This is a genomic window from Streptomyces sioyaensis (assembly GCF_004122735.1).
GTDB classification, from domain to species: Bacteria; Actinomycetota; Actinomycetes; order Streptomycetales; family Streptomycetaceae; genus Streptomyces; species Streptomyces sioyaensis.
The window spans coordinates 1-15,055 of record NZ_SDIF01000094.1; the positions used below are offsets into that span (position 1 = coordinate 1).

Consider the following 15,055-nt stretch of genomic DNA (forward strand, 5'->3'; position numbering starts at 1 on the left):
GGGCGGGGTCGTCCGCGGGGCGGGTGCCCGCAGGGTCTGGACCTGCGCGGGAGGGAGGTTGCCCCACACCGTCGCACGGTGGACCCCGTAGCGGTGCTCGAAGTCCTCCATGACGGCGGTGACCGCCCGATGGCGGGTGATCTCCGTACGGCTGCTGAAGACGGTGCGGGCGACCTGCGTGCCGAGATAGCGGAAGTAGGTCAGATGCCCGCCCGGAGTGAGCGCGGAGAGGTACCGCTCGAAGATCGACTCGACCACGTCCGGTTCGAAGTTCGCGAAGGGGAGGCAGGAGACGATGACGTCGTAGCTGTGCGGGGCGAGGTGCATGTCCGTGATCGACTCGGGCACGATCCGGATCTGCGGAGCGGCCCCGGCCAGATCCGGGTCCGTCTCCATGGAATCGGTGAGTATTCGGACGAAACTGGGGTTGACTTCGACGACGTCCAGCTGGTCCGCGGGTCCGACGAGCCGTGCCAGGGCACGGGTGACCGTGCCGGTGCCGGCGCCGACCTCCAAGATCGCGGCAGGGCGGCTGGGCTTCCGCTGCCGGAGGGGGACCGCGAGCCGGGTGGCCAGCCGCCGACTGCTGGGGGCGATGGCGCCGGTGAGGCGTTGGGTGCGGGTCGCCTCCTGGAGGAACGCCAATCCTGCGGACGGGCGCCAGGGCGCACTGGGCCGGTGCGTGGTCTGCGTCAGATCCATGCGCACACGCTAGGGGTCTGATGAATTCCGGCCAATGCTCGGACCGAGACGTGACAGTGCCGCTGACCGGGGCCGGACGCGGCGGTCCCGCACGGCTCCGCCCCTTGATAGCGCGGAATCCGGGGCTCCGGAGCACCGTTGTGGCCGTGGCATGAGAGAGGTCACTCGCGGCAGGAAGTGACCTCTCTCACACCCGAAGCGGACCGGCTCAGCGCTCCAGGAGCGCGAACAGGCTCTCCCAGCGGGGGACGATCTCCTCCGTGGAGAACCGCTGGATGTTCGTCCGCGCCGTCTCGCCCATCGTGTCCCGGAGGTCCTTGTCGGACATCAGGGTGTCCAGGTGGCGGGCGAATTCGGTGATATTGCCCGGAGGTGCAAGCAACCCGTCCACGCCGTCCGAAATGATCTCGTGGACGCCCGGCGCCACATCGAACGCCACACACGGGACGGCGGTCGCCATCGCCTCCATGGGGGCCAGCGGGAAGCCCTCGCCGCGCGAGCTGAGCGCGAACACCGCGCTCTCCCGCAGCGCCCCGGGAACATCGCCGGTGCGGCCCATCCAGTCGACCGTGTCCGCGATGCCCAGCTCCGCGGCCTGCTTGCGCAGGGCCTCTTCCTCCTCGCCGGAGCCGTAGATCCGCAGCGTCCAGTCGGGGTGCTGCGGCGCGACCCGCGCCCAGGCCTCCAGCAGCAGGTCCACGCCCTTCTCCTCGTGGAGCCGGCCGATGCTGACCACGCACTTGTGGGAGCGGTCCGAGGGGACCTCGGGGAAGAAGGGCAGCGGGTTCGGCATGAAGCCGACGTTGTCCATCCGCTGCCGGATCCAGCGGTCGGCGTCCTCGCGGGTGAGCGTCAGCATCCGGTCGACATCCTCGTAAAACCGCTTGACCCGAGCGAAGCGGGACGACTTGCGGCAGGTGTCGAACGATTCATGGCTCATTCCGATCACCGTCAGCCCCGCGGTGTCGGCCAGCGCGACCCACTCCATCGCCCAGACCTGGGTGACGATCACCACCCCGCCCGGCTTCGCCGCCCGGAACAGCGCGCTCATCTTGGCGGCCTGCTCCTGCATACCGGCCTCGCGGGCGGCCCGGCGGCGCTGCTCGACGAGGTTGAGCTTGTCCTTGAGGCTGCGCACGGGGCGGACGGAGGGCGGGTGCTCCGTGTAGAGCGTGGTCGTCTTGAACGGCACGTCGGGGGCGAGCTCATGGACCCGGCCCTCGGGGGGCGGCACCACACCGACGATGTGCACCCGGTGGCCCCGCTCGCTGAACAGGCGTGCCATCTGATGGGACCAGCTGGTGACGCCGCCCATCTCATTGACGCTGTTGGAGACGAAGAAGATGTCCCGCGGTTCGGCTGCGTTCGACTTGGTCATCAACGGCTCCACTGCGCAAAAAACTGATCGACGATGCTCTTGGCGGCGTCGCCCCGGTCGTATTCGCCGAACTTGGCGATGAATTCCTGGCGGCTCTTCGCATAGTCCTGAGCCTGCGACTCGAAGGACTTGATCGCCTTGTGGAAATCGTCCTCGGTGCGGACCACCGGGCCCGGCGCATGCTCCAGCAGATCGAAGTAGGTGCCGCGGCCCTCGTGCACGTACTCGTCATAGTCGTAGGTGAAGAACACCAGCGGCCGGTCGAGCAGCGCGTAGTCGAACATCACCGACGAATAGTCCGTGATCAGCCCGTCGGCCAGCTCCAGCAGGGGCGTCACGTCATGGCGCGCCGAGACGTCGATGACCCGGCCCGCGACGGTCGGCGGCAGCACCACGTGATTGAGGTAGTGCGAGCGCACCAGGAGGACATAGCGGTCGCCGAACTGCTCGGCGAAACGCTCGACGTCAAAGGGCAATTCGAAGCGCCCGTGCCGGCCGCCCGCCTTGCGGAACGTCGGCGCGTAAAGCAGTACGGTGCGGTCCTCGGGAATGCCCAACTCCGCGGCCAGCGGCCCGCGTTCACGCCGCCCCAGCTCCGTTTCCCGCTGCCGGGCGCGGACCAGTGCGTCATTGCGCGGGTAGCCCACCCGCAGCAGCGTCTTCTCCTTGAGCCGGAAGGCCTTGGCCAGGGTGTGCACATCGTGCTCGGAGCGGATCAGGAAGCGGTCGAAGCGGTCCAGCGATCGCTGCTGCTCGGCCTGCTGCTCCCGGGTCTGCGCCTTCAGCGACGGCATGTCGAAGCCCATGTTCTTCAGCGCCGAGCCGTGCCAGGTCTGCAGGTAGGTGGTCTCCGGGCGCTTGGTGAGCTTGAGCGGGTAGCTCTGGTTGTCGACCCAGAACTCGGCCTGCGCCAGCGCCTTGAGGTAGGGCAGGGACCAGCGCTTGACCAGGGTGGCGTCCTTCGGGAAGCCCTCCGGGGACCCGGCGTACGACCAGATCGCCTCGAAGTCCAGGCCCTGCCGGCGCATCTCCTCGTAGAGGGCGCGCGGGCTGTCGCTGTACTGCTTGCCCAGGTGGCTCTCGAAGACCACCGTGCGCTTCTTGACCGGCAGCCGGCTGAACACCTCGTGGTAGGCGCGGAGCTTGTTGTCGCCGGAGACGACCTTCTGCCGCAGCGCCTTCGCCTTGCGGAACCCGGTCTTGGCCAGCGTCCCCGGCTTGCCCTGCACCCCGCGGGTGATCAGCTCCTGGACCCGCTCGGCGTTACGTCCCTCGCTGACCAGGCGGAACGCCAGATGCCCCTTGGCCGAGACATGCGGCTCGACGTGATCGGCGACCATCCGCGTCAGCCGCGGCCGCACCGGCAGCCCGCCGGACAGCTCGGTGTCGGCGACGGTGAGCCGGGTGGTGGTGGGCACCCCGTCCACGTCCAGGCGCAGCCGTACGTCCCAGATGGTGTCGACGATGCCCAGCGGGCGCAGCTTCGCGGTGAGGTCCGCGGCGGCCTCCCAGTGGACGGTGTCGCCGTCGTGGCGCAGCACCCGCACGGGGAAGTGGAAGGACTGCAGACTGCGCCGGCGGGCGCTGAACTCCAGCCGGCCCTTCAGCGTGGCGTCCGGCGGGATGACGCCGAGCGGGTTGGTGATCCGCCCGGTCAGGGCGACGGACCGGCCGGAGGAGCGGAAGCGGGTGAGCTGATTGCGCAGGAACAGCTGGTTGACCGGCTTCTCGTGGTAGCCGACGTCCGTCACGTCCAGCACCTCGCGCCCGAACGCGTCATCGAAATGGCCGTCGCACCAGTAGATGCGGCCGTCGCGCTCGGTGAGCGGGGAGGAGACCTTGGCGCGGTTGATCAGGGTGTCGACCGCCGGGATCAGGTTGTCCCAGTCGCCCTGCTGGAGCAGGTAGGCGCAGATGGCCTGTATCGGCTGGACCCGCTCGTACGCCTCGGGGGCGATGCTCGCGAGGTATTCCCGGGAGAGCTCGGCGAACTCCTGGCGATAGGCGTCGTCCCGGAAGGGCAGGTCCCGCAGGTACAGCACCAGGTCGTGCTTGAGGAATTTCACGTCCTTGGCGAGCTTCATATCGTCCAGCCCGCGCTCCGCCAGCAATGCGTCGATGCGCCGGTGGATCTCCAGCCGGTGCGTATAGTTGGTCATTTCGTGGCGGCGGTTCGAGACCGACTTCACGGCGGCCCGCTGGTATACGTGCCAGAAATAGACCTGATTGGGGATCAGGGTGATGCGGCGCGCCGAGAGATATGCGCCGGCGATAAAGATCAGGTCCTCGTAGAAAATCCCCTTGGGGAAACGGAGATTGTTCTCAATAAGAAACTCGCGGCGATAGCACTTATTGGTGGACAGAGTGTCCCAGACGAACAGGTCCGGAAATTCCTCGACGGACTCCACCGTGCGGGTCGTGGAGTACAGCCAGGCGTACCACTCGTCGCGCTTCTGATTGCGGGTGTCCTTGTGCAGCCGGACGCACAAGCCGGAAACGATATCCGACCCGGTTTTCTCGGCGGCCTCCAACATATTGCGGCACGCATTGAGTTCCAGGACGTCATCGCTGTCCAGGAACATGACGTACCGGCCCTGGGTGTGCTCGATGCCGACGTTCCGCGGCTCGCCCACCGCACCACTGTTCTCCGGCGTCTGGAAGGCCCTGACCCGCCCGGGGTGCGCGGCTGCGAACCGCTGTGCCACTTCGAAAGAACCGTCCGTGCTGCAGTCGTCGACGATCACCACCTCGACGTCCCGGAGCGTTTGATCCAGTACGGACTGGATCGCGGTCGGCAACCGGTCGGCGTCGTTGTAGACGATGACGACTACTGAGACGTCAGGCACAGGCATCTCAACCCTCTCTCGCTGCTGTTTCCCGCCAGAATAGCCCTGTCTGTACCCTCGGATTGCAACCGATCGCGCCCATGGCACTACGGACGGTGAGCCACGGGGGCGTCGAGAAGGGGTACTCCGGGGTTCGGATCCTGACCATGCGTCAGCCCTGCGGATCCACCCATCAGGGCAAACTCCGGACGGGAGGGAAGACGGCCCCTCCCGCGAATCGGTTGCCTGCCGTGTCATGTGACGTCCGTTGCGATCAGACATTTATCGGATTCCGTTCGGAAGGCGGCGGGAAGGAGCCCCGCGCGGAGCAGAAGGAAAATCCCAGTTCGAGTGCGGCGGCATCACCCGTGGACAACGGACGAGGACAACAGACGAGGACAAGAGCGCGGCAAGAAGGCGGTAAGGGATCGAAATATTCGGGAATGCCGGACAGGATGGCGTGACGCTGTGTCAGCAGGGCCGCGGACCGGCGGCGTGACCGGTCCGGGCCCTGCCGCGGGCACGTCTCCGGCCTCCCGGACGTCCTCCTCATGGTGGATGCGCCGTCCCGCAATCAGGGAAGATCCTGCTCAAGAACGAGCGACGCGCCTTTGCCAAGCCATTACGCTTGCCGTCAAGGCCGCGCAGGGCGGCCATGGAGGAGTGAGATGAGGAGCAGCAACCCGGTCTTCTCGCGACGGGGGTTCAGCCGCGACACCGGCTACGCGGGCTTCAACGCACCGCCGCAGGCCGGGGGCCCCGCCGCACCGCCGTACGCCGGCGCGAACCCGTACGCGCAGGGCGGCAACCCCTACGCGGCCGACGCGACGAACCCGTACGCCCAGGGCCAGCAGCACGTCACCCACGCACCGCCGCAGTACACGCCACAGACCCGCCCGATGACGATGGACGACGTCGTCGCGCGGACCGCCATGACGCTCGGCACGGTCGTCGCCGGCGCCACCGTCGGCTGGCTCTTCCTGACCGGGAGCCTCGGCTTCGCGTTCGGCGCCGGCCTGGTCGCGATGGTGCTGGCGCTCGTCCAGTCCTTCAAGCGCAAGCCCTCGCCCGCGCTGATCCTGTCGTACGCGGCGCTGGAGGGGCTCTTCCTCGGCGCGCTCAGCGGCTTCATCAACGACCTGCCGAAGATGAACGGCGCCCCCATGCAGGCGGTGCTGGGCACGCTGGCGGTGTTCGTCGCCATGCTGGTCGCCTACAAGACGCGGATCGTGCGGGTCACCGCCCGCTTCACCCGCTTCGTGCTGATCGCCGCCATGGGCTTCTTCCTGCTGTCGGCGGTCAACCTGCTGTTCATGGTGTTCGGCGGCGGTGACGGCCTCGGCTTCCGCAGCGGCGGCCTGGGCATCCTCTTCGGCATCGTGGGCGTGGTCCTCGGCGCGCTGTTCCTGGCGATGGACTTCAAGCAGGTCGAGGACGGCGTCACCTACGGCGCGCCGCGCGAGGAGTCCTGGCTGGCGGCGTTCGGTCTGACGATGACGCTGGTGTGGATCTACGTGGAGATGCTCCGGCTGATCTCGATCCTCCGGGGCGACTGACCCGTCCGGCGCCCGGGGCGCACACCGAAGGGCCCGCAGGCTGTTGCCTGCGGGCCCTTGGCATGAGGGATGTCGCGTGTTCTGGGCCGGAGGGGCCATAAGCCCGTCATCGGCGGTCAGAACTTCCGCGCAGCACGCCTGAGATCGTGTTCATGAACGATTGCTTTTGCATGTCCGTAGGCGAGATTGTGCTCGCCGCGGAGCCAGCTGACCTTTTCGTCGAAGCGGAAGAGAGCGGGGCCTTCGTCAACGGTGCGGAGCCAGTCGGAGATTTCCCGGCCGGTGCAGTGCGGGATACGGGAGAGCATGTTCCGGTGGGTCTCTTCGGAGAAGAGCTGAGACATCGGCGCCTCCGGACGCGGTCGATGCTGGTACTTCAGCCCACCGTGCCTGAGCGTTCGGGCGTTGGCAACCACCCGGGAGTGGCGCATAGGCTCACGACGTGCTTGACGTGACCCCCTTGCAGACCGCCGTGGACGCCCTCGCCGACCGCCTCAGGTCGCTGCCGCAGAGCGTGCTCGGCCGCGGCGCCGCGGCCGAAGGACTCGCGCTGGCACGGCAGTTGGCGACCCGTGCACAGCTGATCGAGCAGCCGGGACGGCCCCCGCACGAGATGCCGGACGCCGGGATGTTCGCGGCCGGCGACCAGCTGGCGGTGGCCGGACACGATCTCGTCGAGGCGCTGCGGGCCGCGGCGGCCCGCGTGGCCGACGAACCGGCCGAATCTGACGCAAAAGTGGCCCCCGCCGACGAGCTGGCGGAGGCCGTGCGATGGGTACGGGCGGCGGCGGACCGCTGCTAGCGGGAGCCGCCGCGCCGGATCAGAGCGAGGCGATGACGCGGTCGGCGAGGATGTAGACGCTCTCCTCGCGGCTCTCGCCCCAGGAGAAGGTCAGCGCATACGCACCGGAGATGCCGGAGCCGCCCAGCAGCACCGGACAGTGCCCCTCGTGCAGTGCGCCGGCCACCCGCTCCGCGGTTTCGCGCTGCCCGGGGGTCAGGCAGAGCGTGGTGCCGTCGGTGAAGACGTAGACGTCCAGGGTGCCCAGCGGGCCGGGGCGCACATCCGCGAGCGGGGTGGCCCGCTGCGCCAGCTCCTCCAGGCGCGCGACCGTGCGCTCGTGATCACTGATCACCGGGGACGGGGAGAAGTCCGGGTGCGAGGGGTGGCGCCGGCGGGCGGCGGCCAGTTCGGCGGACTCGGTCTCCTCGACCGGTTCCCACTCGGGCGCGTCCAGTGCCTCGACGGACTCCAGGGCGTCCGGCCCCAGCAGCGGCTCCAGGCCGGCCCAGTCCGCCTGGCGGGGCAAGAACGGGTGGGTGTCGAAGCGGTCGGACTCCGGGCGCTCGGGAAGCTCGCGCTGGTCGGCGCGGGCGTCCAGCGGGCTCTCGTCGCCGAGTCCGGCGAGACCGCCCAGCAGGGAGGGGGCGTCGGCCGCGTCCCTGGCCTCCTGCGCGGCCCAGAACGCACGGGCCTCGGCCAGTTCGCGCTCCCGCTCCTCGGCGAGCGCGTCCGCGACGGCGGCACGTATGTCCGCGAGCGGGGTCTCGTCTGCCGGGGTGGCCCGGGCGGCCGGGATGGCCGCGACGGCCGGGTGTGCCACCTCGGTGCGCGCGGCGACGTCCTGCCGGGTGGCGACGAGCTCGGCGTGCAGCTCGGCGATCTGACGGTGCAGGGCACGGGCGGTGCGCAGGGCGACGGCGCCCAGCGCCACGGCGGTGGCCGCGGCCAGTAGCAGGACGAGGGTGGTGACGCTCATGCGTCCTCCCCACTTCGCTCGGCGGCCCTGTTCCCTCGGGCCGCGCATCGGTACATGGACTTGCCCCGGCCGTCGGCCGCGGCGACCCCCTTGATGCGCTCGCTCACGGGGTCACTCCTGGTAGTGGCACACTCACCGGCGTACTCCCGTTAGCAGAATGTTCTCCGACTTCCTACATCAGGCTGCCGGTGGTCGGCGACCGCTCCGGGCGAACTATGTCCCGAAATGGAGGGGGGTGAGGGTCGTATATGTTCGAGCGAACCCATGCTGACCTGCAAGAACGCCTCCCCCTGAGGGCGTTGGTCACAATCCTGGGGGAGATTGGGTCGCGATCCAGTTAACGAGTGGCGCAGGTCACGCCGTGTCGCCGCCTGTATGCGCCTGACAGCGAAGGGTGTGCGCGGGGCGGGAGTTGGTCCGTTTTGTGCGCGCGGGCGGGGACGGTCCGGGGCAGGTGCCGGGCGCGCGGAGCGAGCGCCCGGCCCTTACGCTCAGCTACTGCTTCAGCTCAGCTCAGCCGCACTTGTCCGTGGTCGCGCTGAGCTTCGCTTCCGCTGCGGGCAGGTGCCGGGCACTCGTTCCTCGCACCCGACCCCTACCCTCCGCTCCAGCTCAGCTCAGCCGCACGTGCCTGTGGTCGCGCTGAGCTTCGCTTCCGCTGCGGGCAGGTGCCGGGCACTCGTTCCTCGCACCCGACCCCTACCCTCCGCTCCAGCTCAGCTCAGCCGCACGTGCCTGTGGTCGCGCTGAGCTTCGCTTCCGCTGCGGGCAGGTGCCGGGCACTCGTTCCTCGCACCCGACCCCTACCCTCCGCTCCAGCTCAGCTCAGCCGCTCGATGACCATCGCCATGCCCTGGCCGCCGCCGACGCACATCGTCTCCAGGCCGAACTGCTTGTCGTGCCACTGGAGGGAGTTGATCAGGGTGGTGGTGATGCGGGCGCCGGTCATGCCGAAGGGGTGGCCGACGGCGATCGCGCCGCCGTTGACGTTCAGCCGGTCCAGGTCGATGCCCAAGTCCCGGTAGGACGGGATGACCTGGGCGGCGAACGCCTCGTTGATCTCGACCAGGTCGATGTCGGAGACCGAGAGGCCGGCCCGCCGCAGCGCCTGCTTGCTGGCCTCGACCGGGCCGTAGCCCATGATCTCGGGGGAGAGGCCGGAGACGCCGGTGGAGACGATCCGGGCCAGCGGGGTCAGGCCCAGCTCGCGCGCCTTGGTGTCGGACATGATGACCAGCGCCGCGGCGCCGTCGTTCAGCGGGCAGCAGTTGCCGGCGGTCACCAGGCCGTCGGGGCGGAAGACCGGCTTGAGGCCGGCGACGCCGTCGACGGTGACGCCGGCGCGCGGGCCGTCGTCCTTGGCGACGACCGTGCCGTCGGGCAGCGTGACCGGGGTGATCTCCCGCTCCCAGAACCCGTTGTTGATCGCCTTCTCGGCGAGGTTCTGGGACCGTACGCCGAACTCGTCCATGTCCTGGCGGGTGATGCCCTTGAGGCGGGCGAGGTTCTCCGCGGTCTGGCCCATCGCGATGTACGCGTCCGGGATCAGGCCGTCCTCGCGCGGGTCGTGCCAGCCCGCGCCCTCCTCCTCGGCGCGCGCCGCGGTGCGGGCCTCGGCGTCGGCGAAGAGCGGGTTGTGGGTGTCCGGCAGGCCGTCGGAGCTGCCCTTGACGCTGCGCGAGACGGTCTCGACGCCGGCCGAGATGAAGACGTCGCCCTCGCCCGCCTTGATGGCGTGCAGCGCCATGCGGGTCGTCTGGAGCGAGGAGGAGCAGTAACGGGTGATGGTGCAGCCCGGGAGGTGGTCCATCCCCATCTGGACGGCCACGATGCGGCCGAGGTTGTGGCCCTGCTCGCCGCCGGGCAGACCGCAGCCGAGCATCAGGTCGTCGATGTCCTTCGGGTCCAGCTCGGGGACCTTGGCCAGGGCGGTCTCGATGATCTGCGCGGTCAGGTCGTCCGGGCGGACGTCCTTGAGCGAGCCCTTGAAGGCGCGGCCGATCGGGGAGCGGGCGGCTGAGACGATCACGGCTTCGGGCATCACGGCTCCAGAGGGCGTAAGAACGAACGGCGCGGAGCGCCTCGTTGCGGTGGGGTGGTCGGCGGCGTGGTGGTCGGACGCGGACGGGCAGGACTGAGTGGGAAGTTACCTGCACGTACTGCTGAGGTCACGGGGTGCGCCCTGTGATGCGGGCCTCTTTTCTAAGCGAGCGCTTATGGCGGGCGTTTGGGAAAACGAGGGCGGGCCGCCGGGTATTCCCGTACGGCCCGCCCCTGGTGCCGCGCCGTCCGCCTGCGCCGTCCGTCTGCCGCGGCGTCAGCCCGTGACCGACGACGGATCCGTCGGCTCCGGCTCCGGCAGCTGGCGGCGCCTGCGGTGCTTGAGCAGCGCCCAGGGTGCGCGGGAGGTGACCTCCGTACCGCCCTCGGAAGCCGCCTCGGCGGCCGCCTGCTCGACCGGCAGCAGGCCCTCGCCACGGGCGGGCTCCGGCCGCTCCTCCTCCGGCCACAGGCCCAGTGAGGCGCACAGCGTCGGCAGCACGGCCATCGCGGCGGTGGCATAGCCCTCGGCCGACGGGTGGTAGTTGTCCGGCCCGAACAGCTCCCGTGGACGCGCCTCGAACTCCGGCCCGAGCAGATCGCCGAGCGAGACCGTCCGGCCGCCGCTCTCGATCACGCCGATCGTCTGGGCGGCGGCGAGCTGCCGCGACAGCCGCCGGGCCACCCAGCGCAGCGGCTGATAGACCGGCTCGATGGTGCCCAGATCGGGGCAGGTGCCGACGATCACCTCGCAGCCCGCCGCGCGCAGCCGGCGCACCGCCTCGGAGAGGAGGCGTACGGACTGGGCGGGCGCCATCCGGTGGGTGACGTCATTGGCGCCGATCATGATGACGCAGACGTCCGGCGTGGCGGTGTCGTCCGCCAGCATCAGCTCCACCTGGCGCTCCAGGTCGTCGGACTGCGCCCCGGGCAGCGCCACGTTGCGGAAGTCCACGGGCAGCTCGGAGAGCGCGGCCAGGCCGGAGGCGAGCAGTGCGCCCGGGGTCTGGGAGGGGCGGTGCACCCCCTGCCCGGCGGCGGTGGAGTCGCCGAGGAAGCCCAGCCGCAGGGGCGGCCGGTCGGTGCGGTGGCCGAAGGCGGCGCCGTAGCGGCCGTCGGCGCACGGCGGGATGTCGCTGGAGCCGCCGACCGTACGGCGGGCCAGCCGGACCTCGGTCAGCAGCACACCGACGGCGGCGACGCCGAGCAGCCCGACGCCGCCGCCGCCGAACGCGGCCGCGGTGGCGATCCGCCGTGCCACTCTCGCCCTGGACATCGTCATCGGCATGGGCCGGGCACCTCCCCGCGCAGTGCGGGCGCGCCGCGGCACCGGGGCCGGACGCGCTCTTGAATCGGCAAGAACTCCTACAACAGGGTGTTGCCCGTTCCTGCACGGAACGCAACTCTTCCCTCCTCTAACGGACCCGGGCAATAGGCTGGCCGCACGGGCGCAGGAGAGCGTGCCCCTGACCGCGGAGACCACCGTGCAGTTTTACGATTCGATGATTGAGCTGGTCGGCAACACCCCGCTCGTGCGGCTCAACAACGTCACTCGAGGGATCCAGGCCACCGTCCTGGCGAAGGTCGAGTACTTCAACCCCGGCGGATCGGTCAAGGACCGGATCGCCGTGCGGATGATCGAGGCCGCCGAGCAGTCGGGTGAGCTGCAGCCCGGCGGCACCATCGTCGAGCCGACGTCCGGCAACACCGGTGTGGGCCTGGCGATCGTCGCCCAGCAAAAGGGTTACAAGTGCATCTTCGTCTGCCCGGACAAGGTGTCCACGGACAAGATCAATGTGCTGCGGGCGTACGGCGCCGAGGTGGTGGTGTGCCCCACCGCCGTGGACCCCGAGCACCCGGACTCGTACTACAACGTCTCGGACCGGCTGGTGCGCGAGACGCCCGGGGCCTGGAAGCCGGACCAGTACAGCAACCCGAACAATCCGCGCTCCCACTACGAGACGACCGGTCCCGAGCTGTGGGCGCAGACCGGGGGGCGGATCACGCACTTCGTGGCGGGTGTCGGCACCGGCGGCACGATCAGCGGCACCGGCCGCTATCTGAAGGACGCCAGCGACGGCCGGGTCAAGGTCATCGGCGCCGACCCCGAGGGCTCGGTCTACAGCGGCGGCTCCGGGCGCCCGTATCTGATCGAGGGCGTCGGTGAGGACTTCTGGCCGACCGCCTACGACCGCACCGTCGCGGACGAGATCGTGGCGGTCTCGGACAAGGACGCCTTCCAGATGACCCGGCGGCTCGCCAAGGAGGAGGGCCTGCTGGTCGGCGGCTCCTGCGGGATGGCCGTGGTGGGTGCGCTGGAGGTCGCCTCGAAGCTCGGCCCCGATGACGTGGTGGTCGTGCTGCTGCCCGACAGTGGCCGTGGTTACCTCTCCAAGATCTTCAACGATGAGTGGATGGCCGACTACGGCTTCCTGGAGGAGGGCGGCCCCGCGGCGCGGGTCGGCGAGGTGCTCCAGCACAAGGAGGGCGCCCTGCCCTCGCTGGTGCACATGCACCCGGAGGAGACCGTCGGCGAGGCGATCGAGGTGCTGCGCGAGTACGGCGTCTCGCAGATGCCGATCGTCAAGCCCGGCGCCGGGCACCCCGATGTGATGGCCGCCGAGGTCATCGGCTCGGTCGTCGAGCGCGAGCTGCTGGACGCGCTGTTCACCCAGCGCGCCTCGCTGACCGACCCGCTGGAGAAGCACATGTGCCCGCCGCTGCCGCAGGTCGGCTCCGGCGAGCCGGTCGCCGATCTGATGGCGGTGCTGGAGAACGCGGACGCGGCGATCGTCCTCGTCGAGGGCAAGCCGAAGGGCGTGGTGAGCCGGCAGGACCTGCTGGCCTATCTGGCGCGCGAGGCCGGCAAGTAGCAGCGCCTTCCGGCGGCGGTCGTACGCGGCGGCCCGGTGCCCCTCTCCGCAGGGGCGCCGGGCCGTTCGCGGTGCGGCGGCGGGCCGTCCGTGGTGTGGCCGCCGCAAGCAGTCCGCTCGGGCAGCCCTCATGGCGTCAAGTTGCCGTCAGGAAACGGGCGGTCACCGGAAGGTGTACGTATGCGTCATGTGCACGCAGCACGCGCTTAACACGTGTCCGGCACAGTGGTGTGCACGGCGACACGGGCCTCCGGAGCGGCTCCCGGACCTCCTGCTCGCCGTCGGATGCGACGACCGGCCCTGACCCGGCACGCGTCCCTTGCGGGGACCGCCGTTGTCCCGCCCCCGGCTCAGGCCGGGGTGCGGCGGTCCCCGCAACACTCTTTTCGCCCGGTTTCTGCCGCCGCGTCAGTCGGCGGCACCGTCCCGGGCGTTCGACGTCGGCAGCCGGGTGGTGGCGCAGGGCCGCTCCATGGGCGGCGTTGACGCCGGCGATCCCCGCCCAGCACACGATCAGGCCCGCCAGCCCGGTGGTGCCCGCCGCGATCGCGGACAGCGGGACGGCCAGCACCAGCGAGAGGGCGGCGAACCCGAAGCGCTGCCAGAACGCGCCGATCTCGCTCTCCTGGCGTGGCGGCCGGATGCCGCGCGCGACCTGAACCTGCTGCTCGGCGAGGTGCCGGCGCACCCGCCGGTCGACGTTCTGCTCGACCTTCTCCAGGAAGGACTCCAGCAGCTCCGACTCGTACTCCGGTCCCAGCTCCTTGCGGGTCTGGAGGGTCGCGTCGAGGTCTTTGCGCAGATCGGGGTCGTGTGTTGCCATGCGGCCGAGCGTACGCACGCGGGGCGGGCGGCGCGGTAGGGCTATCCCCCGGATCGGGCGGGGGAGGGTGCGCCGGCGGGCGCGCGGGCGGCGAACCGGATACGGCGCGGGCCGGTCCACTCTGCGCCTGAGCGCCTGAGCGCCTGAGCGCGGGTGGACCGGCCCGCCCCTTGTCGGCGGGTGCCGTCAGAGCGTGAACTGGGTGATCACGGCCCGGTGGTCGGACGGCCAGTTCTCCTTCTCACCGCCGTAGACCTTCGAGCTGGTGGCATCCAGCGAGCCGCCCTTGTACAGGATGAAGTCGATGCGGTCCTGCGGCTCGGGCTTGTTGCCGTAGTCGCTGTTGGTGGCGTTCTTCGGACTCCAGGTGTCGCCGGGGGACGTCGCCTCGTCCGGGTTGACCTCACGGTAGGAGTCCCCGTAACCCCCGTTGGCGAACGCCTTCGTCGCGGGCCACTCCACGACCGAGTCACAGTGCTTTGCCTTGGTCTTCTCGGTCCAGTCCATGTGGGACGGGGAGTTGAGATCACCGGCGATGACGGACGGTCCGGAACCGGCCCACTTGACGATCTTCTCGGCCTGCTCCTTGCGCTCGGCCTCGTCCGCGTAGATCGTGTCGTAGCTGTCCTTGTCGAAACAGGCGTTGTACGGCCCGTACTTCGTGTAGCCCAGGTGGATCGAGTACACCCAGACTCCCTTGATCTTCGCGGCCACCGCCAGATCCGACAGCGAGTCGACCTTCTCGATGGGCTGACTGCTGATGATGTCGACGTCGGAACCGCTCTGGGTGTAGTGCTCCCATCCCAGCTTCTCGGCGATCTGCTTGGTGACGGCCTTGTCGGTCTCCTGCAGGGCGACCACCTCGGTGCCGGAACCCTTGATCTCCTGGACGGTCGTGTTGACCCCGTCCGGGACCTGGGAGCCGCCGTGCCAGGTGTTGAGACTCATCACGGTCAGCGTCTGGTCGTCCGCCTCGGCGGCGCTCACCGTGGCGACGGAGACTGCCGCACTCAGGGCGAAGGCGGCAGCAAGTGCCGGTATGACGCGTCGGTTCATCGCGTGGACTCCTTGGTGTGGGGGTGGCGTCAACGTGCCAGA

General features: G+C 69.7%; 12 protein-coding genes. 3 read left to right on the forward strand and 9 right to left on the reverse strand.

Annotated elements, in window-relative coordinates; all coding sequences use genetic code 11:
* From EST54_RS25400 to EST54_RS25410, 3 genes are all read right to left on the reverse strand, one after another.
* The coding region (locus tag EST54_RS25400; RefSeq protein ID WP_129250050.1) for a class I SAM-dependent methyltransferase at window positions 1-702 on the reverse strand (702 nt) is incomplete at its 3' end.
* Between the two features lie 208 nt (window positions 703-910).
* Window positions 911-2,080: a glycosyltransferase gene (locus EST54_RS25405; protein ID WP_129250051.1), complete on the reverse strand. Its 1,170-nt coding sequence runs from the start codon at window positions 2,078-2,080 to the stop codon at window positions 911-913.
* Window positions 2,080-4,932, reverse strand: coding sequence for a bifunctional glycosyltransferase/CDP-glycerol:glycerophosphate glycerophosphotransferase (locus EST54_RS25410; RefSeq protein WP_129250052.1), 2,853 nt, complete (start codon window positions 4,930-4,932; stop codon window positions 2,080-2,082). The genes EST54_RS25405 and EST54_RS25410 overlap by 1 nt, the downstream gene beginning before the upstream one ends.
* Window positions 4,933-5,573: 641 nt before the next feature.
* Between EST54_RS25410 and EST54_RS25415 the strand changes: the two genes are divergently transcribed.
* Complete coding sequence (locus EST54_RS25415) at window positions 5,574-6,461, forward strand: Bax inhibitor-1/YccA family protein (protein WP_129250053.1); 888 nt, start codon at window positions 5,574-5,576, stop codon at window positions 6,459-6,461.
* A 116-nt stretch (window positions 6,462-6,577) separates the two neighbouring features.
* Here EST54_RS25415 and EST54_RS25420 read toward each other — a convergent pair whose 3' ends face one another.
* Window positions 6,578-6,805, reverse strand: a complete 228-nt coding sequence (locus tag EST54_RS25420) for a DUF4287 domain-containing protein (RefSeq protein WP_006605171.1) — start codon at window positions 6,803-6,805, stop codon at window positions 6,578-6,580.
* 98 nt (window positions 6,806-6,903) lie between these two features.
* Here EST54_RS25420 and EST54_RS25425 point away from each other — a divergent pair, with 98 nt between their 5' ends.
* Window positions 6,904-7,263, forward strand: coding sequence for a hypothetical protein (locus tag EST54_RS25425; protein WP_129250054.1), 360 nt, complete (start codon window positions 6,904-6,906; stop codon window positions 7,261-7,263).
* Between the two features lie 19 nt (window positions 7,264-7,282).
* On the opposite strand, the gene EST54_RS25430 is transcribed toward EST54_RS25425, so the two are convergent.
* The 3 genes from EST54_RS25430 to EST54_RS25440 form a co-directional block, all read right to left on the reverse strand.
* The gene (locus EST54_RS25430) at window positions 7,283-8,221 is read right to left on the reverse strand and encodes a hypothetical protein (protein WP_129250055.1); all 939 of its coding nucleotides are present in this window, start codon (window positions 8,219-8,221) and stop codon (window positions 7,283-7,285) included.
* An 820-nt stretch (window positions 8,222-9,041) separates the two neighbouring features.
* Window positions 9,042-10,262, reverse strand: coding sequence for an acetyl-CoA C-acetyltransferase (locus EST54_RS25435; protein ID WP_129250056.1), 1,221 nt, complete (start codon window positions 10,260-10,262; stop codon window positions 9,042-9,044).
* Between the two features lie 276 nt (window positions 10,263-10,538).
* On the reverse strand, window positions 10,539-11,549 hold the full coding sequence (locus EST54_RS25440; protein ID WP_129250057.1) for an SGNH/GDSL hydrolase family protein: 1,011 nt from the start codon (window positions 11,547-11,549) through the stop codon (window positions 10,539-10,541).
* A 196-nt stretch (window positions 11,550-11,745) separates the two neighbouring features.
* On the opposite strand from EST54_RS25440, the gene EST54_RS25445 reads away from it, so the two are divergent.
* Window positions 11,746-13,134 carry a cystathionine beta-synthase gene (locus EST54_RS25445; protein WP_129250058.1) on the forward strand — a complete coding sequence of 463 codons (1,389 nt, stop codon included), beginning with the start codon at window positions 11,746-11,748 and terminating at the stop codon, window positions 13,132-13,134.
* Between the two features lie 136 nt (window positions 13,135-13,270).
* Here the strand turns inward: EST54_RS25445 and EST54_RS36290 are convergent, their stop codons facing one another.
* Window positions 13,271-13,957, reverse strand: coding sequence for a hypothetical protein (locus EST54_RS36290; protein ID WP_372448251.1), 687 nt, complete (start codon window positions 13,955-13,957; stop codon window positions 13,271-13,273).
* Between the two features lie 186 nt (window positions 13,958-14,143).
* Window positions 14,144-15,013 (reverse strand): endonuclease/exonuclease/phosphatase family protein, encoded by an 870-nt coding sequence (locus EST54_RS25455; protein ID WP_129250059.1) that lies wholly within the window; start codon window positions 15,011-15,013, stop codon window positions 14,144-14,146.
* Between the last annotated feature and the right edge of the window lie 42 nt (window positions 15,014-15,055).

What these genes read in the sequence shown, in the direction of transcription:
- EST54_RS25420 (WP_006605171.1), bottom strand. Translation starts at nt 6,805, where the DNA reads ATGTCTCAGCTCTTCTCCGAAGAGACCCACCGGAACATGCTCTCCCGT.
- EST54_RS25405 (WP_129250051.1), bottom strand. Translation starts at nt 2,080, where the DNA reads ATGACCAAGTCGAACGCAGCCGAACCGCGGGACATCTTCTTCGTCTCC.
- EST54_RS25430 (WP_129250055.1), bottom strand. Translation starts at nt 8,221, where the DNA reads ATGAGCGTCACCACCCTCGTCCTGCTACTGGCCGCGGCCACCGCCGTG.
- EST54_RS36290 (WP_372448251.1), bottom strand. Translation starts at nt 13,957, where the DNA reads ATGGCAACACACGACCCCGATCTGCGCAAAGACCTCGACGCGACCCTC.
- EST54_RS25455 (WP_129250059.1), bottom strand. Translation starts at nt 15,013, where the DNA reads ATGAACCGACGCGTCATACCGGCACTTGCTGCCGCCTTCGCCCTGAGT.
- EST54_RS25415 (WP_129250053.1), top strand. Translation starts at nt 5,574, where the DNA reads ATGAGGAGCAGCAACCCGGTCTTCTCGCGACGGGGGTTCAGCCGCGAC.
- EST54_RS25410 (WP_129250052.1), bottom strand. Translation starts at nt 4,932, where the DNA reads ATGCCTGTGCCTGACGTCTCAGTAGTCGTCATCGTCTACAACGACGCC.
- EST54_RS25440 (WP_129250057.1), bottom strand. Translation starts at nt 11,549, where the DNA reads ATGCCGATGACGATGTCCAGGGCGAGAGTGGCACGGCGGATCGCCACC.
- EST54_RS25435 (WP_129250056.1), bottom strand. Translation starts at nt 10,262, where the DNA reads ATGCCCGAAGCCGTGATCGTCTCAGCCGCCCGCTCCCCGATCGGCCGC.